This window comes from Paracoccus sp. MKU1 (assembly GCF_001447385.1).
GTDB lineage: Bacteria > Pseudomonadota > Alphaproteobacteria > Rhodobacterales > Rhodobacteraceae > Paracoccus.
On the sequence record NZ_LLWQ01000211.1, the window covers coordinates 1 to 22,971 of the forward strand.

General features: G+C 68.3%; 26 protein-coding genes. 11 read left to right on the plus strand and 15 right to left on the minus strand.

The window, feature by feature from the left end; translation table 11 throughout:
- Nucleotides 1-469 (plus strand): sigma-70 family RNA polymerase sigma factor (locus AQY21_RS21915; protein ID WP_238986874.1); only part of this gene is annotated, 469 nt, incomplete at its 5' end.
- Here the strand turns inward: AQY21_RS21915 and AQY21_RS30285 are convergent.
- On the minus strand, nucleotides 408-740 hold the full coding sequence (locus tag AQY21_RS30285; RefSeq protein ID WP_369807825.1) for a DUF892 family protein: 333 nt from the start codon (nucleotides 738-740) through the stop codon (nucleotides 408-410). The two genes, AQY21_RS21915 and AQY21_RS30285, sit on opposite strands and share 62 nt — an antisense overlap.
- Between AQY21_RS30285 and AQY21_RS21920 the strand changes: the two genes are divergently transcribed.
- Genes AQY21_RS21920 through AQY21_RS29100 form a run of 3 tightly spaced genes read left to right on the plus strand, consistent with a single transcriptional unit; the run spans nucleotide 721 to nucleotide 2,539 of the window.
- Nucleotides 721-1,437: a hypothetical protein gene (locus tag AQY21_RS21920; protein WP_238986875.1), complete on the plus strand. Its 717-nt coding sequence runs from the start codon at nucleotides 721-723 to the stop codon at nucleotides 1,435-1,437. The two genes, AQY21_RS30285 and AQY21_RS21920, sit on opposite strands and share 20 nt — an antisense overlap.
- Nucleotides 1,430-2,287, plus strand: coding sequence for a glucose 1-dehydrogenase (locus tag AQY21_RS21925; protein WP_058099716.1), 858 nt, complete (start codon nucleotides 1,430-1,432; stop codon nucleotides 2,285-2,287). Before AQY21_RS21920 ends, AQY21_RS21925 begins: the two co-directional genes overlap by 8 nt.
- Before the next feature lie 15 nt (nucleotides 2,288-2,302).
- Nucleotides 2,303-2,539: a hypothetical protein gene (locus AQY21_RS29100; RefSeq protein ID WP_058099717.1), complete on the plus strand. Its 237-nt coding sequence runs from the start codon at nucleotides 2,303-2,305 to the stop codon at nucleotides 2,537-2,539.
- Nucleotides 2,540-2,581: 42 nt separating this feature from the next.
- On the opposite strand, the gene AQY21_RS21935 is transcribed toward AQY21_RS29100, so the two are convergent.
- The 3 genes from AQY21_RS21935 to AQY21_RS21945 form a co-directional block, all read right to left on the minus strand.
- Nucleotides 2,582-2,764, minus strand: a complete 183-nt coding sequence (locus tag AQY21_RS21935) for a DUF3008 family protein (protein ID WP_058099718.1) — start codon at nucleotides 2,762-2,764, stop codon at nucleotides 2,582-2,584.
- Between the two features lie 44 nt (nucleotides 2,765-2,808).
- Nucleotides 2,809-3,015 (minus strand): hypothetical protein, encoded by a 207-nt coding sequence (locus AQY21_RS21940; protein WP_058099719.1) that lies wholly within the window; start codon nucleotides 3,013-3,015, stop codon nucleotides 2,809-2,811.
- Between the two features lie 61 nt (nucleotides 3,016-3,076).
- Nucleotides 3,077-3,373, minus strand: coding sequence for a PRC-barrel domain-containing protein (locus AQY21_RS21945; protein WP_058099720.1), 297 nt, complete (start codon nucleotides 3,371-3,373; stop codon nucleotides 3,077-3,079).
- A gap of 157 nt (nucleotides 3,374-3,530) precedes the next feature.
- On the opposite strand from AQY21_RS21945, the gene AQY21_RS21950 reads away from it, so the two are divergent.
- Nucleotides 3,531-4,358, plus strand: a complete 828-nt coding sequence (locus AQY21_RS21950; RefSeq protein ID WP_058099721.1) for a hypothetical protein — start codon at nucleotides 3,531-3,533, stop codon at nucleotides 4,356-4,358.
- 308 nt (nucleotides 4,359-4,666) lie between these two features.
- Here AQY21_RS21950 and AQY21_RS21955 read toward each other — a convergent pair whose 3' ends face one another.
- The 8 genes from AQY21_RS21955 to tauA all read right to left on the minus strand — a co-directional run bounded on the left by AQY21_RS21955 (nucleotide 4,667) and on the right by tauA (nucleotide 13,273).
- Nucleotides 4,667-5,623: a phosphate acetyltransferase gene (locus tag AQY21_RS21955; RefSeq protein ID WP_058099722.1), complete on the minus strand. Its 957-nt coding sequence runs from the start codon at nucleotides 5,621-5,623 to the stop codon at nucleotides 4,667-4,669.
- A 4-nt stretch (nucleotides 5,624-5,627) separates the two neighbouring features.
- Nucleotides 5,628-6,644, minus strand: a complete 1,017-nt coding sequence (locus tag AQY21_RS21960; RefSeq protein ID WP_058099723.1) for a YeiH family protein — start codon at nucleotides 6,642-6,644, stop codon at nucleotides 5,628-5,630.
- Nucleotides 6,645-6,845: 201 nt separating this feature from the next.
- Nucleotides 6,846-8,627: a sulfoacetaldehyde acetyltransferase gene (gene xsc, locus AQY21_RS21965; protein WP_058099724.1), complete on the minus strand. Its 1,782-nt coding sequence runs from the start codon at nucleotides 8,625-8,627 to the stop codon at nucleotides 6,846-6,848.
- A gap of 12 nt (nucleotides 8,628-8,639) precedes the next feature.
- The gene (locus AQY21_RS21970; RefSeq protein ID WP_058099725.1) at nucleotides 8,640-10,046 is read right to left on the minus strand and encodes an FAD-binding oxidoreductase; all 1,407 of its coding nucleotides are present in this window, start codon (nucleotides 10,044-10,046) and stop codon (nucleotides 8,640-8,642) included.
- Nucleotides 10,047-10,054: 8 nt separating this feature from the next.
- The gene (locus AQY21_RS21975; RefSeq protein ID WP_058099726.1) at nucleotides 10,055-10,471 is read right to left on the minus strand and encodes a nuclear transport factor 2 family protein; all 417 of its coding nucleotides are present in this window, start codon (nucleotides 10,469-10,471) and stop codon (nucleotides 10,055-10,057) included.
- Nucleotides 10,472-10,560: 89 nt separating this feature from the next.
- Nucleotides 10,561-11,388 carry an ABC transporter permease subunit gene (locus AQY21_RS21980; RefSeq protein ID WP_058099727.1) on the minus strand — a complete coding sequence of 276 codons (828 nt, stop codon included), beginning with the start codon at nucleotides 11,386-11,388 and terminating at the stop codon, nucleotides 10,561-10,563.
- Complete coding sequence (locus tag AQY21_RS21985; protein WP_058099728.1) at nucleotides 11,381-12,190, minus strand: taurine ABC transporter ATP-binding protein; 810 nt, start codon at nucleotides 12,188-12,190, stop codon at nucleotides 11,381-11,383. The genes AQY21_RS21980 and AQY21_RS21985 overlap by 8 nt, the downstream gene beginning before the upstream one ends.
- A 66-nt stretch (nucleotides 12,191-12,256) precedes the next feature.
- Nucleotides 12,257-13,273, minus strand: a complete 1,017-nt coding sequence (tauA, locus tag AQY21_RS21990) for a taurine ABC transporter substrate-binding protein (protein WP_082658235.1) — start codon at nucleotides 13,271-13,273, stop codon at nucleotides 12,257-12,259.
- Between the two features lie 168 nt (nucleotides 13,274-13,441).
- Here tauA and AQY21_RS21995 point away from each other — a divergent pair, with 168 nt between their 5' ends.
- The 5 genes from AQY21_RS21995 to AQY21_RS22015 all read left to right on the plus strand — a co-directional run bounded on the left by AQY21_RS21995 (nucleotide 13,442) and on the right by AQY21_RS22015 (nucleotide 18,780).
- Entirely contained in the window at nucleotides 13,442-14,929 is a 1,488-nt protein-coding gene (locus tag AQY21_RS21995; RefSeq protein WP_058099729.1) for a PLP-dependent aminotransferase family protein, read from the plus strand.
- Between the two features lie 455 nt (nucleotides 14,930-15,384).
- Nucleotides 15,385-15,894, plus strand: coding sequence for a bifunctional 3-hydroxydecanoyl-ACP dehydratase/trans-2-decenoyl-ACP isomerase (gene fabA, locus AQY21_RS22000; RefSeq protein ID WP_058099730.1), 510 nt, complete (start codon nucleotides 15,385-15,387; stop codon nucleotides 15,892-15,894).
- Nucleotides 15,895-15,915: 21 nt separating this feature from the next.
- Complete coding sequence (gene fabB, locus AQY21_RS22005; protein ID WP_058099755.1) at nucleotides 15,916-17,145, plus strand: beta-ketoacyl-ACP synthase I; 1,230 nt, start codon at nucleotides 15,916-15,918, stop codon at nucleotides 17,143-17,145.
- 19 nt (nucleotides 17,146-17,164) lie between these two features.
- Nucleotides 17,165-17,953, plus strand: a complete 789-nt coding sequence (locus AQY21_RS22010) for an enoyl-ACP reductase (protein WP_058099731.1) — start codon at nucleotides 17,165-17,167, stop codon at nucleotides 17,951-17,953.
- On the plus strand, nucleotides 17,953-18,780 hold the full coding sequence (locus tag AQY21_RS22015) for an alpha/beta fold hydrolase (protein ID WP_058099732.1): 828 nt from the start codon (nucleotides 17,953-17,955) through the stop codon (nucleotides 18,778-18,780). The genes AQY21_RS22010 and AQY21_RS22015 overlap by 1 nt, the downstream gene beginning before the upstream one ends.
- A gap of 521 nt (nucleotides 18,781-19,301) precedes the next feature.
- Here the strand turns inward: AQY21_RS22015 and AQY21_RS22020 are convergent.
- Genes AQY21_RS22020 through AQY21_RS22030 form a run of 3 tightly spaced genes read right to left on the minus strand, consistent with a single transcriptional unit; the run spans nucleotide 19,302 to nucleotide 21,874 of the window.
- Nucleotides 19,302-20,336, minus strand: coding sequence for an Ldh family oxidoreductase (locus AQY21_RS22020; RefSeq protein WP_058099733.1), 1,035 nt, complete (start codon nucleotides 20,334-20,336; stop codon nucleotides 19,302-19,304).
- 60 nt (nucleotides 20,337-20,396) lie between these two features.
- On the minus strand, nucleotides 20,397-20,660 hold the full coding sequence (locus tag AQY21_RS22025) for a DUF6525 family protein (protein ID WP_058099734.1): 264 nt from the start codon (nucleotides 20,658-20,660) through the stop codon (nucleotides 20,397-20,399).
- Nucleotides 20,657-21,874 carry a GTP-binding protein gene (locus AQY21_RS22030; protein WP_058099735.1) on the minus strand — a complete coding sequence of 406 codons (1,218 nt, stop codon included), beginning with the start codon at nucleotides 21,872-21,874 and terminating at the stop codon, nucleotides 20,657-20,659. Before AQY21_RS22030 ends, AQY21_RS22025 begins: the two co-directional genes overlap by 4 nt.
- A 120-nt stretch (nucleotides 21,875-21,994) precedes the next feature.
- On the opposite strand from AQY21_RS22030, the gene AQY21_RS22035 reads away from it, so the two are divergent.
- Nucleotides 21,995-22,891: a LysR family transcriptional regulator gene (locus AQY21_RS22035; RefSeq protein WP_058099736.1), complete on the plus strand. Its 897-nt coding sequence runs from the start codon at nucleotides 21,995-21,997 to the stop codon at nucleotides 22,889-22,891.
- The last annotated feature ends 80 nt before the right edge of the window (nucleotides 22,892-22,971 follow it).

Here is a 22,971-nt window from a genome sequence, read left to right on the forward strand (position 1 = left end):
GGACGACATACTCGGACATATTCCGGCGCTCCGGGCCTATTCGCGCGCCTTGTGCAGATCGACCCCGGATGCCGAGGATCTGGTCCAGGAGACCCTGCTGCGCGCCATCGAGAACGCCCATCGCTACCGGCCCGGCACCAATATGCGGGCCTGGCTGTTCACCATCATGCGCAACCGTTTCTTCACCCATTGCCGGAAGGCCGCGCGCGAGCGCACCGGGGCGGCGGATTGCGCCTCGCTGGTGCCGCAGGTCCGGCCCGCCCAGGAATGGCACATGCAGACCAGCGAGTTGCAGGCCGCGCTGCGCGTGATGCCGCGGCATTACCGCGAGGCGATCGTCCTGGTCGGCGCGCTCGGCGAGAGCTATCTCGACGCGGCCAGGCTCCTCGATTGCGACATCGGCACCGTCAAGAGCCGGGTGAACCGCGCCCGCACCATGCTGCGCCGGGCGCTGGAGCCGGCATTCTGAGCCGCGCGCCGCGCGCCATCCGGGGCAGCGCCTTCAGGATCCGGCGCTCGGCATGGGAGATGTCCTTCAGCGTGTCGTGGAACAGATCGTCAAGAACCTTGTGGGCCATGCGGATGTCTCCTTCCTTGCCAGGCTGGCCTTGAAAACGGCCCGGCGGTTTCGCGGGGGCCTGAACCGGCAACCCCGGAAAATGCTCCCGGGAACATTTGCGCCCGCAGGCAGTTCGCCATCCAGGAGATAAGGAGGAAGCGATGACCCGTCCGATCGCCATGGCGCGGTTCGACCTGGCCTGGCCGCTGGCCGGAGCTCTTGCGGCGCTGCTCTCGGCCCTGGTGCTGGGTGCGACGGCCGCGGCACGCGGCCTGCCGGTCTGGATGCCGCTGAACGCCACCACCCATGCGCTGCACGGCCCCGCCGCCGCCGGCACCACCGCGCTGGACCTCGGCCATACCGGCCTGGGCACCGCGATCCATGTCGCCTCCTGCTTCTTCTGGGCGGCGGTCGCGGTGCTGCTGGTCCGCCGCCTGCCCCAGGATCGCGCCTGGCTGGGCTGGACCGCCGGGCTCGCCACCGCCCTGATGGCCGGGCTGGTCGATTACGGCCTGATGCCCGCGCGCCTGCGGCCGGGATGGGAGCTGGTGGTGCCGCCCTGGGGCGTCGCGGCCGGGCTTGCGGCGCTGGGGGTCGGCCTGTCGCTGGGCCTGATCGCGGCGCAGGCCATTGGGCGCCCCGCAGCGGGAACATCGGTCGGGCAGGATCGTTATCCCCCGGTCCCCGGCGGTGCCAGACCGGCCGAGCCGCCGCTTTCGAGGCTCGAGCGGCTGCGGCAGCCCGCGCCGCATGTGCTCGACCAGCGCCAGCAGCGCGTGGACCCGGCCGGCGCCGTCACCGAGGATCCGAACCGCCATGGCGATGGCGGCACGCATCCCGGCGCCCCCACCCTGACGAAAGGCCCGACCGATGCGTGATTATCCCAAGCCGCCCTTCCCCGAGCAGCAGCAATCCCTGCCCGGCAGCTTTCGCAAGATGGACCCGCGCCCCGACCATGGCGAGGACAGCTGGCAAGGCAGCGGCCGACTGAAGGGCAAGGTGGCGCTGATCACCGGCGGCGACAGTGGTATCGGCCGCGCCGTCGCCATCGCCTATGCCCGCGAGGGCGCCGACATCGCGCTGTCCTGGCTCAACGAGACCGAGGATGCCGCGAGCACGGCCGATCTGGTGCGCGAAGCCGGCCGCGACTGCCTGTCGATCCCCGGCGACATTGCCGATCCCGCCCATTGCCGCCGGATCGTTGCCGAGGTGGTGGAGCGCTTCGGCCGCATCGACATCCTGGTGAACAATGCCGCGCATCAGGCGCTGTTCGACAGCATCGAGGAGATCCCGGAGGAGGAATGGCGCCGAACCTTCGCGGTCAATATCGACGCGATCTTCCACCTGACCAAGGCGGCGGTGCCGCATATGCCCAATGGGTCGGCGATCATCAACACCGCCTCGATCAATGCCGACAAGCCCAATCCCCAGCTCTTGGCCTATGCCACGACCAAGGGCGCGATCCAGAATTTCACCACCGGACTTGCGCAGATGCTGGCCGGGCGCGGCATCCGGGTGAACGCGGTGGCGCCTGGCCCGGTCTGGACGCCGCTGATCCCGGCCAGCATGTCGCCCGAGCAGGTGGCGGGATTCGGCGCCAACTATCCGATGAAGCGCCCGGCGCAGCCGGTCGAGCTGGCCTCGGCCTATGTGATGCTGGCCGAGCCGATGTCGAGCTATGTCTCGGGCGCGACCATCGCCGCCACCGGCGGCATGCCGATGATCTGAAAAAGGAGTCGAGACATGAACAATCGCAATCTCGCGTTTTTCTGCGGCCTTGCGGCCGGCTTCGCGCTCAAAGGGGCCTGCGATGCGCTGGCGCGGCCGGCCCCGGGACGCGGGCCGCGCCAGGACCTCCCACGCCAGAACATCCGCCCGGCCGGCCGGCGCCGGATGGAAAATCCGCCGCGCGACTGGGACATCGTCGACGAACAAAGCGACGAATCCTTCCCGGCAAGCGACCCGCCGGGGAATTACTGAAGAAAACGGGCGCGGGCCGGCAGCCTCCGCCCGCAGGCGCCTTCAGCCCTTGTGCTCGGGCTTGCCCTTGCGCTTGGTGCTGGCGAGCTCCTCGAGCTCCTTCTCGGTCATCGATTCATACATTTGCTTAGAAGGCTCGCGCAGTTCGCTCTTGCTGGTCTCGCCGCGTTTGGCGGCCAGCGCCGCGCCGGCCGCCTTCTGCTGTGCCTTGGACTTGGCTGGCATATCCTGATCCTCCAGAGAAGGGCGGAAGCGAGACCGCCGGAGCCTCATTCCCCGCCATTGGTGGCGCGGTCGTTCTGCCGGGCCTTGCGGTCGCCCGCCTCGCGGTTCTGGCCGCCGGCATTGGGTTCGTTCGACCGCTGCATCTGCTTGGGGTTCAGCACCGGATCGGCATTGCCCATCTTCAGCTGCTGTGCCCGTTTCTGGACGTTGAACTTTTCGTTTTCCGTTTTCGGATCGAATTCCTCGCCCATGGTGAAATCCTCCTAGTCAGCGCAGCCGGCCCTGCGCAGGCCGGCCCGACGGTGTCAGGTGTCAATCGCGATGCTCGGGCATCTGCTTCAGCTCCTCCTTGGTCCAGCGCGAGACGGCATGGATGCTGTTGCTGCCATCGCGCATGAAGTCCAGCTCGCGGGCCGGAACGGCGACCGGCTTCGAGCCGATTCCCAGGAAACCGCCGACATCGATCACCACCACGGCTTCGCTGCCAACGCCATGGACATGCGAGACATGGCCGATCCTCTCATCGCCCGGGCCATAGATGGTGGCGCCGGTCAGCGCGGCCTCGGTCAGTTCGTCCTCGTTCAGGCGGGTATGCGTGGCATGGTCCATTCCAGGTCCTCCTCTGCTTGTCCGGTCGAGGTCCCCCCAACCGTCGAAAGGTCCGGATGTTCCATAACGCCACCGTGAAGGCCGTTTGCGGGAACATTTGCCGCCCCGGACGGTTCAACGGCCCTGAGCAATCCCCGCATCCAGAGGAGGAAACAAGATGAAACATCTGTTTGCCACCACCGCCCTTGCCGCCGCGCTGAGCGTGGCCGCCGCCCAGGCCCAGGAGACCGAGACCCAGCCGCCGGTGCCGATGGGCGAGGAGACCACCCCCGCCATCGAAGCGCCGCCTGACGCCGCCACCCCGCCCGCCATCACCCCGCCCGAAGGCTATGTGGAAGACGACGCGGCGCTGACGACCGAGAGCCTGGAGGGCGCCACGGTCTATGACGCCAACGGCGACGCGATCGGCGAGGTGCATGGGCTGGTCTTTGCCGATGGCACCACCTCGCTGCAAGGCAGCGACACGGACGCCACCGCGCCGGCGACGGGCGCCGCCCCTGAAACCCTTCCGGCTGGCGAACCCGCCACGGCGCCGGCGACAGACCCCGGGACCGGCGCAGGCGATGCGGCCGGCACCACCCCGGACGCAGCCGGCACGGCCGACGGCGAGACGGCCGGCCCCGAGACCGCGGCCCCGGATTCCGGCGCGGATGCCTCCGAGGTGACCGGTGGCACCGACAGCGACCGGATGGAGAATATCGGCTCGGACACCAGCACCGTCACGCCCACCGACGCCACCACCCCGCCGGTGCAAACCGCACCCGACGACGCTCCGCAGCCGATGGACACGGCCGAGATCAGCCAGGCCATCATCGACGTAGGCGGCTTTCTGGGCATAGGAGCGCATCGTGTCGCGGTGCCCATCGAAGACCTGGTGGTCTATCGCAGCGACACCGACCTGCGCATCTATCTGCCCTGGACGCGCGAACAGTTGGAGGCCTTGCCCGAGTTCGATGAGGAGAGCCCCGCCCCAGCCATGCAGTGATCGCCTGGGCTCCCATGCGTGATCCCATCATCCGCGGCCTCTCTCGCCGCCGAGGGAAGATCGCTCGTCATGTCCGATAATCTGCCCGTTCCGCCCCTGCGCGGCGACGGGTTGCAAAGCGAGGCAAATCGCGCCTTCCACCGCCTGTTCAGGTAGTTTGGCGCGATTTGCCGGCACGCATCCGATCCCGGGGATCGCCTCGACTATTCGTCGGTATCTGCGGAGCGCATGCGCGATGGTACTTCCCGGATCGGAGATGTCTTGCCGGGAATGGCGGGCCGATGCGCGGCCTGCGAAGAATGCCCTGCCTACACCGCCTGTATAGCGGTTATTGCGGCTGCGTTGACGATGTCGTTGACGGAGCATGCTCTTGAGAGGTCGTTTGCGGGTTTTGCGAGGCCCTGGAGGATGGGGCCGATGGCGGTGAGGCCGCCCAGGCGCTCGGCGATCTTGTAGCCGATATTGCCCGAAGCAAGGTCGGGGAAGATGAACACGTTCGGGCGGCCGTTCAGGCGGCTGCCGGGCGCCTTGCGCGCCCGGATCGCCTCGTCCAGCGCCGCGTCGAACTGCATCTCGCCATCCACCTCCAGCCCCGGCGCGGCGGCGCGGATCAGGGCCAGCGCCTCGCGCAGGCGCCCGAGGCTCGGGTGATCGGCCGAGCCGGCGGTCGAGAAGGACAAAAGCGCCACCCGCGGCTCCTCGGCCAGCAGCCGCCGGCAGCTCTCGGCCGCCGACAGCGCGATGGCGGCAAGCTCTCCCGCGTCGGGCTGGATCACCAGCCCGCAATCGGCGAAGATCATGCCGCCCTTGATCGGCGCCTCCGGCCCGCAGGACAGCATCAGGAAGAAGCTCGACACGATGCCGGCATCGGGCGCCCGGCCGATGATCTGCAGTGCCGCCCGCACCGTGTCGGCGGTGGTGGCGACCGCACCGCCCACCGTGCCGTCGGCCTGACCCAGCCGCACCCGCATCGCCGCCTGGCGGACCCCATCGCGCATCTCGTCGAGCGCGCGTTCGGCGGTCATGCCCCGGGCCGCGCGCAGCCGGTGCCAGTGATCGGCCAGCTCCGCCAGGTCCGGCGCGCCGGCCGGGTCGATGCGGCCCACGCCCGGGATCTCGGGCCCGCCCATCAGGGTGACGCGCGCCAGGCCCTCGGCCACCAGGCGGCGGGCGGCCTCGGCCACGCGGGGATCCTCGCCCTCGGGCAGGATGATGTGGCGGTTCAGCGCCTTCGCGGTCTCGTGGATGCGGTCGAGCGGTTTCATCTCATCACCCCAGGAAATGCAGGCCGGCGACGACGAAGACGCCCAGGAACACGGTTTCGGCCACGATCAGCGCGATGGCGCCGCCGCCGACCTCGAGCATCTTGCCGAGCGAGGTCTTGATCCCCACCGCGGCGATGGCGATCAGCAGCGCCCAGCGGGACAGCTGCCCGGCGAAGTCCGAAACCGCCTGCGGGATCAGGCCCAGGCTGTTCAGCGCCGCCAGCGCCAGGAAGCCGATGACGAAGCCCGGCAGCAGCGGCGGCGCCTTGCCGCCGTCTCGGCCCGCCAGCCCGCGCGCCCGGATCGCCAGCGAGAAGCACAAGACCACCGGCGCCAGCATCGAGACCCGGATCAGCTTGACCAGCGTCGCGGTCTCGCCGGCCTCGGGGCCGATCGAGAAGCCGGCGCCGACCACCTGCGCCACGTCGTGGATGGTGCCGCCCAGGAAGACGCCGCTGTCGCGCGCCGTGAAGCCGAAGACCGCCGCCAGCATCGGATAAAGCACCATGGCCAGGGTCGAGAGCACGGTGACCGAGAGCACGGTGAAGACCAGGTCGCGCTCGGATTTCTCGTGCCGGGGCAGCACCGCGGCGATGGCCATGGCCGCCGAGGCGCCGCAGATCGCCACCGAGCCGCCGGTCAAGAGCGCAAAGCGCCAGCCGCGGCCGACGAGGCGGGTGGCGAGAAGCGCGAAGAGGATGGTCAGCACCACCCCGGCCACCACCAGCGCGATGGCGCGCGGCCCCAGCGCCGCCAGCATGTCGACCGAGATGCGCGCGCCCAGCAGCGCCACCCCCAGCCGCAGCACGGTGCGGGCGGTGAAGGCGATGCCGGGCGCGGTGCGGGTGCCGTCCTCGGCCAGGAAGTTCAGCGCCAGGCCCAGGAGCAGCGCCAGCAGCATGGCCGGGGCGCCGTAATGGTCCGACAGGAACTGCGCCGTGGCCGCGACCAGCGCCGAGACCGCGAAGCCCGGGAAGGCTTCCTCGATCAGGCCGCGCGAAGGGATCATGGTGGTCATCATCGTCGTCACCGGGATGCGGGAATGGGGCCGGCGCGGAGAGGGCCGCACCGGGCAGTGTCATGGGGCGCCGGGCCGCCGAGGGGGCTCTGCCCCCTCGCGCCTGCGCGGCCCCTCGACGGGGCCGCGCAGGCGCCCCCCGGGGTATTTCGGGCAACGGAGAAAGGCGGGGCGGGGCATTGGGGGCCTGCCCCCCTCCCTGGCTCAGGCCGCGCCCCTTTGCGGGCGCATGTCGGCCGGGTCGATGCCCGCCACCACCACCGGCTTCTTCATCGCGTCGCGGCGGAAGGGCTCGCCCAGCTCCTGGTTCAAGAGCACCTCGATGAAGGTGGTCTCGCCGTCCCGCATCTGCCGCTCGACCGCCTCGTGCAGCGCCGCGGTCAGCTCCTCCTGCGACTTCACCTGCACGCCGTTCAGCCCGCAGGCCCGGGCGATGCCGGCATAGGAGGTGTCGCGGTCGAGCTCGGTGCCGACGAAGTTGTTGTCGTACCACAGCGTCGTGTTGCGCTTTTCCGCGCCCCACTGGTAGTTGCGGAAGATCACCATGGTGATCGCCGGCCAGTCCGCGCGCCCGCAGGCGGTCATCTCGTTCATCGAGATGCCGAAGGCGCCGTCGCCGGCAAAGCCGATCACCGGCACCTCGGGATTGCCGATCTTGGCGCCCAGGATCGCCGGGAAGCCGTAGCCGCAGGGACCGAAGAGCCCCGGCGCCAGGTATTTCCGCCCGGCCTCGAAGCTCGGATAGGCATTGCCGATGGCGCAGTTGTTGCCGATGTCGCTGCTGACGATGGCCTCCTTCGGCACCGCCTGCATGATCGCCCGCCAGGCCTGGCGCGGGCTCATCAGCCCGGCGTCGCGCGCCCGCGCCTCGGCGTTCCATTCGGTGCCGGGATCGTCATCCTCGTGGTCGAGGCTCGAAAGCTCCTGCGCCCAGCGGGACTTGGTCTGCGCCACCAGGTCGCGGCGCTCGGCCCGGCCGGCGTCGCCCGCCGTCGGGGCGAGCTGCGCCAGGATGCCGCGCGCCACCTTGGCCGCGTCGCCCTGGATGCCCACCGTGACCTTCTTGGTCAGGCCGATGCGGTCGGCGTTGATGTCGACCTGGATGATCCTGGCGTCCTTGGGCCAGTAGTCGATGCCGTAGCCCGGCAGGGTCGAGAACGGATTGAGCCGCGTCCCCAGCGCCAGCACCACATCGGCCCGGGCGATCAGCTCCATCGCCGCCTTCGAGCCGTTGTAGCCCAAGGGTCCGACCGCCAGCGGGTGGCTGCCCGGGAAGCTGTCATTGTGCTGGTAGTTCGAGCAGACCGGCGCATCCAGCCGCTCGGCCAGTTTCGCGAGGTCCGGGATCGCGCCCGACAGCACCACGCCGGCGCCCGACAGGATGACCGGGAACGTCGCCTCGCTGAGCAGCCGCGCCGCCTCGGCCACCGCCGCCTCGCCGCCCGCGGGCCGCTCGAAGCTGACCACCTGCGGCAGCTCGACGTCGATGACCTGGGTCCACATGTCGCGCGGGATGTTGATCTGCGCCGGGGCCGAGTTGCGCCAGGCCTGCATGATCACCCGGTTCAGCACCTCGGGGATGCGGCTGGGGTCGCGCACCTCCTCCTGGTAGCAGACGCAATCGGCGAAGAGCCGCATCTGCTCCATCTCCTGGAAGCCGCCCTGGCCGATGGTCCTGTTCGCCGCCTGCGGCGTCACCAGCAGCAAGGGCGTGTGGTTCCAGTAGGCGGTCTTCACCGGCGTCACGAAGCCGGTCACCCCGGGGCCGTTCTGCGCGATCGCCATCGACATCTTGCCGGTCGAGCGCGTGAACCCGTCCGCCATCAGACCGGCATTCGTCTCATGCGCGCAGTCCCAGAACGTGATCCCCGCCTTCGGAAACAGATCGCTCACCGGCATCATCGCAGAACCGATGATCCCGAACGCATGCTCGATCCCGTGAAGCTGCAAAACCTTAACAAAAGACTCCTCAGTGGTCATTCTCATGGCGATGGCTCCTTATTTGCGCTCGTCGCGATAGTGGTAAAACTTGTAGAGGCCCCATTGGCCCAGCCGCCGGAACGGCGTCTTCCAGCCCTCATGCGGCAGTTCGGAGTTGAAGATCGGCAGGTCCGGCACCGCCTCGCCCGCCACCAGCTGCGCCATGCGCCGCCCGGCCATGGCGGAATACATCACGCCGTTGCCGCCATAGCCCAGGGCGTAGAAGGCGCCGGGCAGGTCCGGCAGGCCGGTGATGCGCGGCATCATGTCGTGGCTCACATCCACCCAGCCCCACCAGCTGTAATCCAGCTCGATGCCGCGCAGGGCGGGGAACTTGCGATACATCCCCTCCTTGAGTGCGTTCAGATGCGCCGGGTTCGCCGCGTCGCGGCCGGTGATCGCGGCGCGCGAGCCGATTTGCAGCCGGTTGTCCGGCAGCAGCCGGTAGTAATGTCGCAGCGTCCTTGTGTCGGTCAGCGGCGAGAGTTTCCGGATGCCGACCGCCTCCAGCTCGCCCGGGGTCAGCCCGCGGGTGACGATGCTGTTCGACATGATCGGCATCAGCCGGTCCCGGAGCCGCGGGTGCAGGCCGCGCGGCGCATAGGCCGCCGTCGCCACCGCCACCCGTTTCGCCCGCACCGTGCCGCCCGGGGTGCGCAGGTGATGCAGGCCATTTCGGCAGTCCCAGCCCTGCACCGGGCTGTCGACATGCACTTTTGCGCCCAGTTCCCGGGCAAGGCGCAGATAGCCGAAGGCCAGCTTCGCGGCATGGATGCCGACGCCGTCCGCCTCCCACAGGGCGCCATGCGCCTCGTGATCGCGCACCACCTCGGCATGCAGCTCGTCGCGCGAGATCATGCGGGCGTCATAGCCGAAGGTGTCGCGCAGAAGCGTGGCCTCGCTCTCCAGCGCCGGCATCACGCCGGCCTTGTGGGCGATGTAGTAATGCCCGCCGTCCTGGGGATCGCAGTCGATGGCATGGTCGCGGATCAGCCCGCGGAACAGGTCGAAGGCCTCGCAGACCTCGGCATGCAGGCGCTTCGCGACATCGAGGCCCCAGCGCTCGATCCACTGGCTGCGCTTGAGCCGGCCCGAACTGACCTGCGCCTGCCCGCCATTGCGGGTCGAGCAGCCATAGGCCACGCCGTTCGCCTCCAGCACCGTGGCCTTGATGCCGTGCATCTTGGCCAGGTGGATGGCGCAGGAAAGGCCGGTATAGCCCGAGCCGATCACCACCACGTCGGCATCCAGGTCGCGCGTCAGCGGCCCGTCATCCGGCGGCGGGGTGCCGGCGGTGCCGATCCAGTAGGTCGGCGCGTAATCGCTGCGCGGACCCAGATCCCGCGCGGTGATGGGATCGTAGAACGGGTCGAAGGGGAGCGAGCCCGGACGTGTCTGGCCCGCACGTTTCTCGATCACCTGCATGGCCACCCTCATTTCTCGGCAAGGGCGGGTGCGGGGGCGGGGATGGCCGGGCGCTGCTTGCGGATCGCCTGCTTCTCGACGATCCGGCCGCCCGCGATGCGGAACAGGTCCACGCCCTGCACCTCGATGCGGCTGCCGTCCGGGTTGGTGGCGCGGAAGGTCCATTGCGACACGCCGCGCGTGCCGTCCTCGGACAGGAAATGCGTGTGGTCGGCCCATTCGACGTCCGGCATCGTGGTCCAGACCGCCTCGAAGGCCCTGGCGATGGCCGCCTTGCCCTCGACCTTGTTGCCGTATTCGTGCTCGCCGGCGACGGTGTAGAACACGCAGTCCTCGGCGAAATGGGTCATCACGCCGTCGATGTCGTGGCAGTTGAAGGCGTCGAAGGTGGCCTTCAGGTCGTCGGCGGTCAGCTTGCGGGTCATCGATGGATACTCCTCTCCCGGTCGGTGGCGCGCGGGCGCGCCTCCGGGACGTTTGCGGTGAATTGCGGCGGGTCAGGTTCGGAGCGGGATCAGACCTTGCCCTTCCAGGGGATCAGCGCCCGCTCGATGCGGCGGATCAGCAGGTCGAAGGCAAAGGCCAGTACCCCGATCACGATGATCCCCATGATCACGGCGTCGCTGGCGAGATATTCGGCCGAGTTCAGCACCATGAAGCCCAGGCCCCGGTGGGCGGCGACCATTTCGGCGGCGACCAGCGTCGTCCAGCCCACGCCGATGCCGATGCGCATGCCGGTAAAGATCTCCGGCAGCGCGGCCTTGAGGATGACGTGGAAGATCACCTGCACCTTGCTGGCGCCCATCGCATAGGCGGCATGGATCTGCTCGATCGAGACCGAGCGCACGCCGGCCCGCGCCGCGATGGCCATGGGAGCAAAGATCGCCAGGAAGATCAGGAAGACCTTGGGAAACTCGCCGATGCCCAGCCAGATGATGATCAGCGGCAGATAGGCCAGGGGCGGCAGCGGGCGGTAAAATTCGATGATCGGGTCCAGAAGGCCGCGGATCACCCGGTTCACCCCCATCAGGATGCCGACCGGCACCGCGATGGCCAGCGCCAGGAAGAAGGCGCCCAGCACCCGGCCAAGGCTGGCCAGCGTGTGCTGGGCCAGGGTCGAGTTCGACACGCCCTCGGTCGCGGCCAGCACGAACTTGCCCCAGACCGCGGCCGGCGCGGGCAGGAACAGCGGCCGGACCCAGCCCATGCCGGTGACCAGGAACCACAGCGCGATCAGGGCAAGCGCGGTGACCAGGCTGATGATGGCGCTGGAGCCGTCGCCCGGGGCGCCGTAGGATACGCCGGGGCGGGCCGGGCGCGCTTTCGTCAGCCGATCAAGCATGGATCTTTTCCCGCTCGCCGGCGCGTTCGTCACCATAGATGATGCCAAGGATCTGCTCCCTCATTGCGATGAAGTCGGGACTGGACTTGATGGCGCGGGCATTGCCCTCGGCCAGGAAGCGGCGGTTGAAGTCCAGCTCGTAGGTATGGGTGATGCGGCCCGGCCGCGGCGACATGACGATCAGCCGCGAGCCGAGAAACAGCGCCTCCTCGACGCTGTGGGTGATGAAGAAATACATCTTGTCGGTCTGCTGCCAGATCTGAAGCAGCAGTTCCTGCACCGTCTCGCGGGTCAGCGCGTCCAGCGCCGCCATCGGCTCGTCCATCAAGAGCATGGCCGGGTCGCAGGTCAGGGCGCGGGCGATACCGACGCGCTGCTGCATGCCGCCCGAGAGGTGATAGATCATGTGCTTGTGGAAATCCTGAAGGCCGACCAGAGCCAGGTTCTTCACCGCGCGCTCACGCCGCGTCCTGGCGTCCACGCCCTGCAACTTCAGGCCGAACTCGACATTGTCGATGACGTTCAGCCAGGGCAAGAGCGCGTGTTTCTGGAACACCACGCCGCGCTCGGCGCCGGAGCCGGCAACCGGGCGGCCGCCCAGCGTGATCTGCCCGGAGGAAGGCGCCATGAACCCGGCCATCAGGTTCAGAAGCGTGGTCTTGCCGCAGCCCGAGGCCCCCAGCGCGACGACGAAATCGCCGCTCTTGACCTCCAGGTTCACGCCTTTCAGCGCGGTGACCGGGGCGCCCTTGTGGTGGCCGGGATAGATCAGGCTGACGTCGGAAACTTTCAGTGTCTGCATATCAGCGGTCTTTCAGAGAAAGGGAGTTACAGGCGCGCGGGACGCGGCCCCGATGGGGCCGATCGCCTATTGTGCCGCGGCCTGGGCGAAGCTCGGGTTCACGAAGGGGGCGTAATCGTCCAGCGCGCCGTCGATCTGCTTCTGCTCGACCAGGAACCTGGCGCTTTCGCTGAGCGCGCGGACCGCACCGCCGGTCAGCCAGGTCTCGGATGCCTGCTCGGCCGCGTCGGGAAAGGACAGCATGTTCAGCGCCTCGACCGTGCCGGCGGCATCGCCGCCGATCATCTTGACGATGCCGGCGACCTGCGGGGAATCCTCGGTCCAGGCCGCCCTGTCGGCATTGTAATCGGCATAGGCCCCGGCCAGCGCCTTGGTGAAGGCCGCCATGAATTCCGGGTTCTCGGCCGCAAAGGCCTTGTCCGCCACCAGCCCGTCAAAGGTCGGCACGCTGGCCGCGCCGATCTGCTCGCTGTCGGCGATCACCGCGCCTTCCTTCATCAACTCGGTCAGCACCGGCGGCCAGACATAGGCCGCGTCGATATCGCCGCGCTGCCAGGCGGCCAGGATCTGCGGCGGCTTCATGTTCAGGATGTTGACGCCACGCGGGTCGATCTTCCAGACCTGATCCATGCCGACCAGCAGGTGGAAATGCGCGGTCGAGACGAAGGGCACCGCGACCTTCTTGCCGGTCAGGTCCGCGGGCTTCCCGATGCCCGAGCCGTTGCGGGCGACCAGGGCTTCGGACTTGCCGATATTGTCGAGTATCCAGAACAGCTCGAACTCCACCCCCCGCGTCGCCGCGGCGGCGATCCCGGTCGAGCCGATCACCCCCACCGGCACGTTGCCCGAGGCGAGCGCCGTCGAGATGTCGCCCCCCGAGGAGAACTGCCGCCAGTCGATCTTGTAGCCCGCCTCCTTGGCGGCCGCGTCCAGCCGGCCATCGGCGATGGCGGCGATGAAGGGCCCGACGATCTGCTGGTAGCCGACCACCACCGTGGTCTCGGCATGGGCGGGGGCCAGGCCGAAGCCGGCGCCAAAGGTCATCGCGGCCAGGAAGGCTCCGGCCCGGGTCATGTCGGTCATTTCTGTGACTCCCTGTCTTTCGGTTGTTGGTCTTGCGACGCAGCCAAGCCCTTGGGCTCGGCCTCGTCTGTATTGGCCTTGCAGCTCTGCACGGCTGCTTCTTGCGACAAAATGTTGCAGGTGACGCGGCGTAACGATATGTCCAGTTGAAACCAAAGTTAGGTCCAGATGAGCGACCGGATTCCCGTCGAGATGTTCTTTCTGCGCGATGGCGAGGCAGGCACGCTGCAGGCGCGGCTGGCGGCAGCCATCGTGCGGGCAATCCTGGAAACGCGGGCGCGGCCGGGCACCCGGCTGCCCTCGTCGCGGGGGCTGGCCGAGTCGCTGGGACTCTCGCGGATGACCGTGACGCTGGTCTATCAGGAGCTGATCAGCCAAGGCTACCTGGAGACGCGGCCGCGGTCCGGCATCATGGTCGCCGCCACCGTGCCGCATCGGCGGCTGAAGGTGCAGGAGCCGCTGCCGCGCGAGACCGCGCTCGACTGGGACAGCTGGCTGCCCGAGCGGCCGCCGCGCCAGCGGGTGATCCGCAAGCCGGCGAACTGGCGCGATTTCCGCTATCCCTTCATCTACGGCCAAAGCGATGCGGCGCTGTTCGACCACAATGCCTGGCGCGACTGCGCCCGCCGTGCCTGGGGCACGCGCGATTTCGGCGAGCTGGCCTCGGATCTCTACGGCGCCGACGATCCGATGCTGATCGACTATATCTGCTCGCATTCCCTGCCCCGGCGCGGCATCCAGGCCGAACCGGACGAGGTGCTGGTGACGCTGGGCGCGCAGAACGCGCTGTTCATCACCATCGAGCTGCTGGCGCGCGGCGACCGGCTGGCGGTGACCGAGGACCCCGGCTATCCCGATTTCGCCGAGACCCTGCGCCGCGCGCATAGCCCGACGACCTTCCTCGATGTGGACGAGGGCGGGCTGAACCCCGAGCTGCTGCCGCAGGGTACGCGGCTGGTGATCGTCACCCCCAGCCACAACATTCCCACCGGCGCCACCATGCCGCTGGCCCGGCGCCGCGATCTGCTGGCCCGCGCCGCTGCCCATGACTTCCTGATCGTCGAGGACGATTACGATTTCGAGATGTCCTACCTGGCCCCGCCGGCGCCGGCGCTGAAATCGCTCGATCGCGCCGGGCGGGTGATCTATATCGGCAGCTTCTCCAAATCGCTGTTCCCGGGTCTGCGCATCGGCTACATGGTGGCACCGGCGCCGCTGATCGCCCGGGCGCGGGCGCTGCGCGCCATCATGCTGCGCCACCCGCCGAACCACCTGCAGAGGATCACCGCCTATTTCCTGGCGCTGGGCCATTACGACGCGCATATCGTGCGGCTGCGCGGCGCGCTGAAGCGCCGCCGGGCGCTGATGGAGCAGGCGCTGGCCACCACGGACCTGCGCATCGCCGGGGCGGCGCGTTCGGGGGGATCCAGCCTGTGGATCGAGGGGCCGGAGGGCATCGACAGCAGCGCCCTGGCCATGCGGCTGCAAGAGGACAGCGTGCTGATCGAACCGGGCGAGGTGTTCTTCGAAACCCCGCCCATGCCCTGTTCCTTCTTTCGGCTGGGCTATTCCTCGATCCGCGAGGCCGATATTGCGCCAGGCATCGAACTGATCGCCCTGCATGCGCGCGAACTGGCCGCGGAACAGACAGGCTGATTGCGCATCACATCGCCCGTGCCCTTCCGGGCAAAGCTAGCGCAATATGCGTAGCAGGCATTCGGGGGCTTTGCCCCCGCGCGTTCCGCGCTCCCCCAGGATATTTATCCACGAAAGAAGCCGGGTTCGATCCACCGGCTGGCCCGTTCTTCCGTGGACAAATATCCTGCGGGGGTCCGGGGGCGCAAAGCCCCCGGTCCACGGCGCCGATCGGGGCATGCAAGGCCGCGGCTCCCGGATCCGGCGCCTCGTCCCGCGGATCGGCCGCGGCAAGACAGTCCGCGGCACCTCCCGCCCCGGCAATGGCCGGCAACACCATGCGAAAACCCGTAAAACCTGCGCCCTTGCGCCCTGCCGGGGCGGAATGATAGACCCAAGGGCAAGTTTCGCGCGGGCCTCGCCCGGCGGCAGCCACAGCAGATAACGCAACGTCGGATCGAGGGGAAAACACGCGCATGACGATGACACGGACCAGCTTTGACAAGGAAGATCTGCTGGCCTGCGCCCGTGGCGAACTGTTCGGCCCCGGGAATGCCCAATTGCCCGAGCCGCCGATGCTGATGATGGACCGCATCACCGAGATTTCGGCCGATGCCGGGCCGCATGGCAAGGGCCATGTCGTCGCCGAATTCGACATCCATCCCGACCTTTGGTTCTTCGCCTGCCACTTCCCCGGCAATCCCATCATGCCCGGCTGCCTCGGCCTTGACGGGCTCTGGCAGTTGACCGGCTTCAATCTCGGCTGGCGCGGCTGGCAGGGGCGCGGCTATGCGCTTGGCGTGGGTGAGGTCAAGCTGACCGGCATGGTCCGCCCCGATCGCAAGCTGCTGCGCTATTTCGTGAATTTCACCAAGGCGGTGCAGACCCGCCGTCTGACCATGGGCGTCGCCGATGGCCGCGTCGAGGCCGACGGCGAAACCATCTACGAGGTCAAGGATATGAAGGTGGCCCTGTCGGCCGCCTGACACATGAACAAGGAGCACGCCATGCGCCGTGTCGTCATCACCGGGCTGGGCATCGTCTCTCCCATCGGCAACAATGCCGCAGAAGTCACCGAAAGCCTGCGCGCGGGCCGTTCGGGCATCGTCTTCGCCCCCGAATATGCCGAGCACGGCTTTCGCAGCCAGGTCCATGGCATGCCGCAGATCGTGCTCGAGGACCATATCGACAAGCGCAACCTGCGCTTCATGGGCGCGGGCGCGGCCTATAACTTCATCGCCATGCAGCAGGCGATCGAGGATGCCGGGCTTACCCCCGAGGAGGTTTCGAACGAACGCGCCGGCCTAGTCATGGGCTCGGGCGGGCCATCGACCGCCAACCTGTTCGAGGCGCATCGCACCGTGATCGAGAAAGGTGCGCCCAAGCGCATGGGCCCCTTCATGGTAACGCGCTGCATGTCCTCGACCAATTCCGCCTGCCTGGCCACGCCCTTCAAGATCAAGGGCGTGAACTATTCGATCACCTCGGCCTGCTCGACCTCGGCGCATTGCGTCGGCAACGGCACCGAGTTGATCCAGATGGGCAAGCAGGACATCGTCTTCGCCGGCGGCGGCGAGGAGCTGGACTGGACCCTCTCCTGCCTGTTCGACGCCATGGGCGCCATGTCGTCGAAATACAACGACACGCCGCAGAGTGCCTCGCGCCCCTTCGACGCCAGCCGAGACGGTTTCGTCATCGCCGGCGGCGCCGGCGTGGTGGTGCTGGAGGAGCTGAACCACGCCCTGGCCCGCGGCGCCCGGATCTATGCCGAGGTCACCGGCTACGGCGCGACCAGCGACGGATACGACATGGTGGCCCCGTCCGGCGAGGGCGGCGAACGCTCGATGCGGCTGGCGCTCTCCACCCTGCCCGAGGGCCGCAGGGTCTCCTACGTCAATGCGCATGGCACCTCGACCCCGGTGGGCGATGTGGGCGAGATCAAGGCGCTGCGCCGGGTCTTCGGCGAGGATGCGGTTCCCCCGGTTTCCTCCACCAAATCGCTGACCGGCCATTCGCTGGGCGCGACCGGCGTGCATGAGGCGATCTATTCGCTGCTGATGATGCAGAACGGCTTCATCGCGGCCTCGGCCAATATCACCACGCTCGACCCCGAGATCCGGCCCGAGGAGATCGCGCAGACGCGCGTGGACAATGTCGATTTCGATAGCGTCCTTTCCAACAGTTTCGGTTTCGGCGGCACCAACGCCACGCTGGTGCTGTCGAAATACCGCGAATAAATAAGCAAAAGGTTAAACCATGAGCGAATTGATGAAGGGGAAACGCGGCCTGGTGATGGGGGTCGCGAATGACCGTTCGATCGCTTGGGGAATTGCCCGGGCGCTGTCCGAGCAGGGCGCGGAACTGGCCTTTTCCTATCAAGGCGAGGCTTTCGGCAAGCGGGTCGAGCCCTTGGCGCAGTCGCTGGGCTCGGATTTCCTGATGGATGTCGACGTGCTGGACGACGAATCGCTCGACCGCGCCTTTGCGACGATCGAATCGCGCTGGGGCGGGCTGGATTTCCTGGTCCACGCCGTCGCCTATTCCGACAAGAACGAGCTGACCGGCCGATTCATCGATACGACCCGCGACAACTTTAAGAATTCCTTGACGATTTCCTGCTATTCGCTGATCGACCTGGCCCGGCGGGCACGGCCTCTGATGACGAAGGGCGGCTCGATCATCACGCTGACCTATGCCGGCTCGAACCGGGTCACACCGTTCTACAACGTCATGGGGGTGGCAAAGGCCGCATTGGAATCATCCGTCCGCTATCTGGCCAACGATCTGGGTCCCGAGGGGATTCGCGTCAACGCGATCAGCCCCGGCCCGATGAAGACCCTTGCCGGGGCGGCCATCGGCGGGGCGCGCAAGACCTATCGCCATACCGAGGCGAACGCGCCCCTGCGTGCCAATGCCACGCTGGAGGCGATCGGCGGCACGGCGGTCTGGCTCTGTTCGGATTGGGGCGCCTGCACCACCGGCGAGATCGTGCTGGTCGATGGCGGCTATCACGTGCTGGGCATGCCGCAGTCGGAAAACCTGTGATGCCCGTCCGCTTCTTCCAGGCCGAGGACGGCGCCCGGCTGGCCTATCGCGACGAGGGCGAGGGCTTGCCGGTCCTGGCCCTGGCGGGACTGACCCGGACGGGGCGGGATTTCGACTATCTGGCACCGCATCTGGCCGGTATGCGGCTGATCCGGCCCGACTATCGCGGCCGCGGCGATTCGGCCTGGACCGGTGCGGAGAGCTATGCCGTCCCGCAAGAGGCGCGGGACGCGCTGGCCCTACTGGATCACCTGGGCATCGCACGGGCGGCGATTCTGGGCACCTCGCGCGGGGGGCTTATCGGCATGTTGCTGGCCGCGACGGCGCGTGACCGGTTGCTGGGCCTGTGCCTGAACGATGTCGGGCCGGCATTGCAGCGCAGCGGGCTGGAACGGATCTTCGATTATGTCGGCCGCAACCCGGCCGCGAAAAGCCTGGAGGAACTGGCCCGGCGCCTGCCCGCCGCCATGCCCGGCTTTGCCAATGTGCCGGCAGGCCGATGGCTGGAGGAGGCGCGGCACCATTACGTCGAGACGCCCTCGGGCCTGCGCATCAATTACGACCCCGCGCTGCGCGAAACCTTCCTGGCCGCCTTCGACGCGCCCGAGGTCGATCTCTGGCCGCTGTTCGACACCACGCAGGGACTGCCGCTGGCGCTGATCCGCGGCGCGAATTCGGACCTGCTGTCGCAGGAGACCGCGGCCGAGATGCAGCGCCGACGCCCCGACATGATCCTGGCCGAAATCCCAGATCGGGCGCATGTCCCCTTCCTCGACGAGCCCGAATCCCTGGCCGCGATCCATGCCTGGCTGTCGATGATGCAATGAGATCCCGCTGCATTCTTGGCCGCATATCGGATGCAGCACTACAAAACCCGCCGCAAGGCATCTTACCGGCCGAGTGGGCGCTAGCCGCGGTCTGGGCCGATCCGGCAAATGGCACCCCTTCGCGGGGTCACCTCCGCTTGGATGCGGCATGGCAATCGACCGGGACTTGGAACGGTCTTCATTGCCCGCAACCAGCCACCGACAAGGCCGGGGCACTAGAAGGTGTCGATATCGGTTATCCAGCCGAATAGATCGCGGCCGAGGTCGAGTATCCGCTTCCCGAACATTGGGGAAGCAGGATAAGGCAGATCTGGGACGGGGCCGGTGCTGTCCTCCGCCGAAGGGCTGCAAGCGCACGACCGCGCCGATCTGGTTGCGGTTCACGCAGATATTGCCGACCGGCACGCGCAAGTCGATGTTGGTGTGCAGCATCATGGCCGGGAAAATCTCCGCGCTCCCCATCCGCGCCACGACAAGCGGCGTCTCGATGGAGGTTGGTGCCAGCGAAACCGGGCCGCGCCCTAGTCGAGTGCCGCCAGCCCCTCGCGCTGGAAACGCTCGATCAGCGCCAGTTCCTCGGCGTTCAGCGCGATGCCCTCGGCCTCGGATCGCGCGCGGGCGGCAAGGCGGCGCTGGCCGGGAAGGCGGGCGCCCTGCCCCAGGATGGCATCGAACAGCACCTCGGCCCGGGCCAGCGGATCGCCCGGCCGGCCGGCGGCGAAGCGTGCGGGCGAAAAGGCCAGGATCAGCTCGCCATGTTTCGGCGCCAGGCTGAGCGTGCCCAGCTCCTCAAGCGCGCCCAGGCTGGTCAGGTCGCCGATCATCACCCCGGCCAGCAACTCGACCATGGTCGAGAGGGCCGAGCCCTTGTGCCCGCCAAAGGGCAGCATGGCACCGGACAGCGCCGCCTGGGCATCGGTGGTGGGCGCGCCCGCGGCATCCAGCGCCCAGCCCTCGGGCAGCGGCTCGCCGGCCCGGGCCAGCAGCTCGATCTCGCCCCGCGCGACGCAGGAGGTGGCGAAGTCGAAGACATAGGGCGCGGCGGCCGGCCGCGGCCAGCCGAAGGCGATGGGATTGGTGCCGAGCAGCGGCCTGGTGCCGCCCGCCGGAGCGACGGTGGCATAGCTGGGGCACATGGCCAGACCGGCGAGGCCGCGCGCCGCCAAGGCCTCGACCTCGGGCCAGAGCGCCGCGTAATGCACGCAGTCGTTGATGACCAGCGCCGCGAGCCCCAGCTTTTCGGCACGGCCGGCCAGCGCCGGCAGGCCCAGCTCGAAGGCGGCGGGCGAAAAGCCGCCATCCGCCGCCACGCGGATCACGGCATTGCCCTCGTCGATCAGTTCGGGCCGCGCATCGGGCGAGACCTTGCCGGCCGCCAGCGTGCGCAGGCAGCCCTCGATGCGATAGATGCCGTGCGATTTCGCGCCGTCGCGCTCGGCGGCGGTGATGATGCGGGCGATGGCATCGGCCTGCTGCGCGGTAAAGCCCGCGCGCATGAAGATCGACTCGACCATCCGGCCAAGCTCGGCCACCGACACCATCGTCACTTCGCCCATGCGCCCATCCCTTGCTTGATGCCGGGCAGGAAACCGGATTTTCCAGCGCGGGGCAAGCGTTCAGGACCGGGTTGCGCCCCAGAGGCCGGCATCGCGGGCCAGCAGCCGCGCCTCGGCCGCATCCAGCCGGGCGCGGGCGGCCAGCGCGTCGCCGCCGGTCTCGCGCAGCGCCTTTTGCCAGAGCCGCAGCGCCGAATCGGCGCTCCAGGGCAGCGCGGCCTGCGCCAGCCAGCGCCGCAATTCCGTCGGCAGCCGGTCATAGCGCGCCATGGGCTGGCCGCGCCGGCGGCAGGGCAGCGTGGTCGCCAGGTTGCGCCCCCTCATGCGACCTGCCGCTCGCCCCAGGCCGGGAACGGGTCGGGCAGGCCGGCCCAATCCTGCGGCGCGAAGCCCGGCGCCATCACCAGCGCCTCGTCCAGCGCCGTGCGGATCGCCTCGGCCTCCATGCCGGCGCCGATGAAGACCAGTTCCTGCCGGCGATCGCCCCAGGGCTCCACCCAGCGGCTGCGCAGTTCTGCCAGCATCTCGGGGTGATCGGGCCAGCGATTGCGCGGCACGCCCGCCCACCAGCGGCCCAGCGGCGTCACGGTCGAGATCGCCCCGGCCAGGCTGAACTCGGCCACCCAGTCCGGGCGCGAGGCGATCCAGAAATGCCCCTTGGCGCGGATCACGCCGGGCAGAGCGCCATTCAGCACGGCATGGATGCGCTGCGGATGGAACGGCCGCCGGGCGCGATAGACGAAGGAGGAGATGCCGTATTCCTCGGTCTCGGGCACATGGTCGTCGAAGCCGTAAAGCTCCTTGGCCCACATCGGATGCATATGCGCGCGGTCGAAGTCGAACAGGCCGGTGTCGAAGATCGCCTCGGCCGGGACGCGGGCGAAATCCGTCTCGATCAGCCGGGCATCGGGATTGAGCGCCCGGACGATCTTACGCGCCCGATCCAGGCGCCCTGGCCCGGCATCCGTGGCCTTGTTCAGCACGATCACATCGGCAAACTCCATCTGGTCGGTCAGCAGGTCGACCAAGGTGCGCGCATCGCCCTCGCCCAGCGACTCGCCGCGGTCGGCGAGGAAGTCGTGGCTGGAAAAATCGCGCGTCAGATTCAGCGCATCGACCACGGTGACCATGCAATCCAGCCGGGCCACGTCGGACAGGCTTTGGCCGCCCTCGTCGCGAAAGGCGAAGCTGGCGGCGACCGGCAAGGGCTCGGCGATGCCGGTGGATTCGATCAGCAGATGGTCGAAGCGCCCCGCCTCGGCCAGCCGGCGCACCTCGACCAGCAGGTCGTCGCGCAAGGTGCAGCAGATGCAGCCATTGGTCATCTCGACCAGCCTTTCCTCGGCCTGCGACAGCTCGGCGCCCTGGCGCACCAGATCGGCGTCGATATTCACCTCGGACATGTCGTTGACGATGACGGCGACGCGGCGGCCCTCGCGGTTGTTCAGGACGTGGTTCAGCAGGGTGGTCTTTCCGGCGCCCAGAAAGCCCGACAGGACGGTGACGGGCAGGCGCTTCCCTTGGGTGCTGGCGGTCATGGCATTTCCTGTATGTAATGTTATTACATTTCTTATCTAGCCCCTCACCCGGCCGGCCGCAATCGTCTTTCTGTGGCGCGGCCGCAGCGCCTCGGCTAAAGCGACGGAAAAGGGGGGCGCATGGATTTCAAATGGCTCGAGGATTTCCTGGTGCTGGCCGAGACGCACAGCTTCTCGCGCTCGGCCGAGCTGCGCGGCGTCACGCAAAGCGCCTTCAGCCGCCGCATCCGCGCGCTGGAGGAATGGCTGGGCACCGACCTTCTGTCGCGCGACAGCTATCCGGTGACGCTGACCCCGGAAGGCGTGCTGTTCCGCGAGACGGCCGAGGAAGCCGTGCGCATGATCCACGCCCGCCGCGCCGAGTTCCGCGACCATGCCCGAAGCCGCGGCGGCGAGATCTCCTTCCTGGCCCTGCACAGCCTGACCGTGACCTTCCTGCCCGGCTGGCTGATGCGGCTGAAGGCGGCGGCGGGCCAGATGACCAGTCGCGTCAAGCCCGAGAATTTCGACCGCTGCATCGAGGCGCTGACCGAAGGCGGCTATGACTTCTTCCTGACCTATGCCCATCCGCAGGTGAACATCCCGCTGGACCCCTCGGGCTATCCGCATCTGGTGGTGGGCCAGGACAGCCTGGTCGCCGTCGCCCGCCCCGGCTGGCCCGAGGAATGGCTGACCGACGGCATGCCGATGCTGAAATATTCGCGCGGCTCGTTCCTGAACGCCATGGCGCGCATCGCCCTGGCCCAGCCCGGCGCGCCCAAGGTCTATGTCGCCCATACCGACGAGGCATCCATGGCCGAGGCGATGAAAAGCATGGCGGTTGCCGGTCACGGCATGGTCTGGTTGCCCCGCCTGCTGGTCGAGGCCGAGATCGAGACCGGCCGGCTGGAAATCGTCGCACCGGAACTGCCGATGGAGATCCGGCTTTACCGCAATGCCGCCCGCGGGCGCGGGATCACCGGCCGGGTCTGGCAAGCGGCGCGCGAATTGGGCGAAGGTTATGCAAAATCGGAATAACCTAGCGCGACTTGGCATTGGAAAAATCGCGCAAGCCTGCCTAAATCTTTGACACTCGGGGCAGAAACTGCCCCATCATC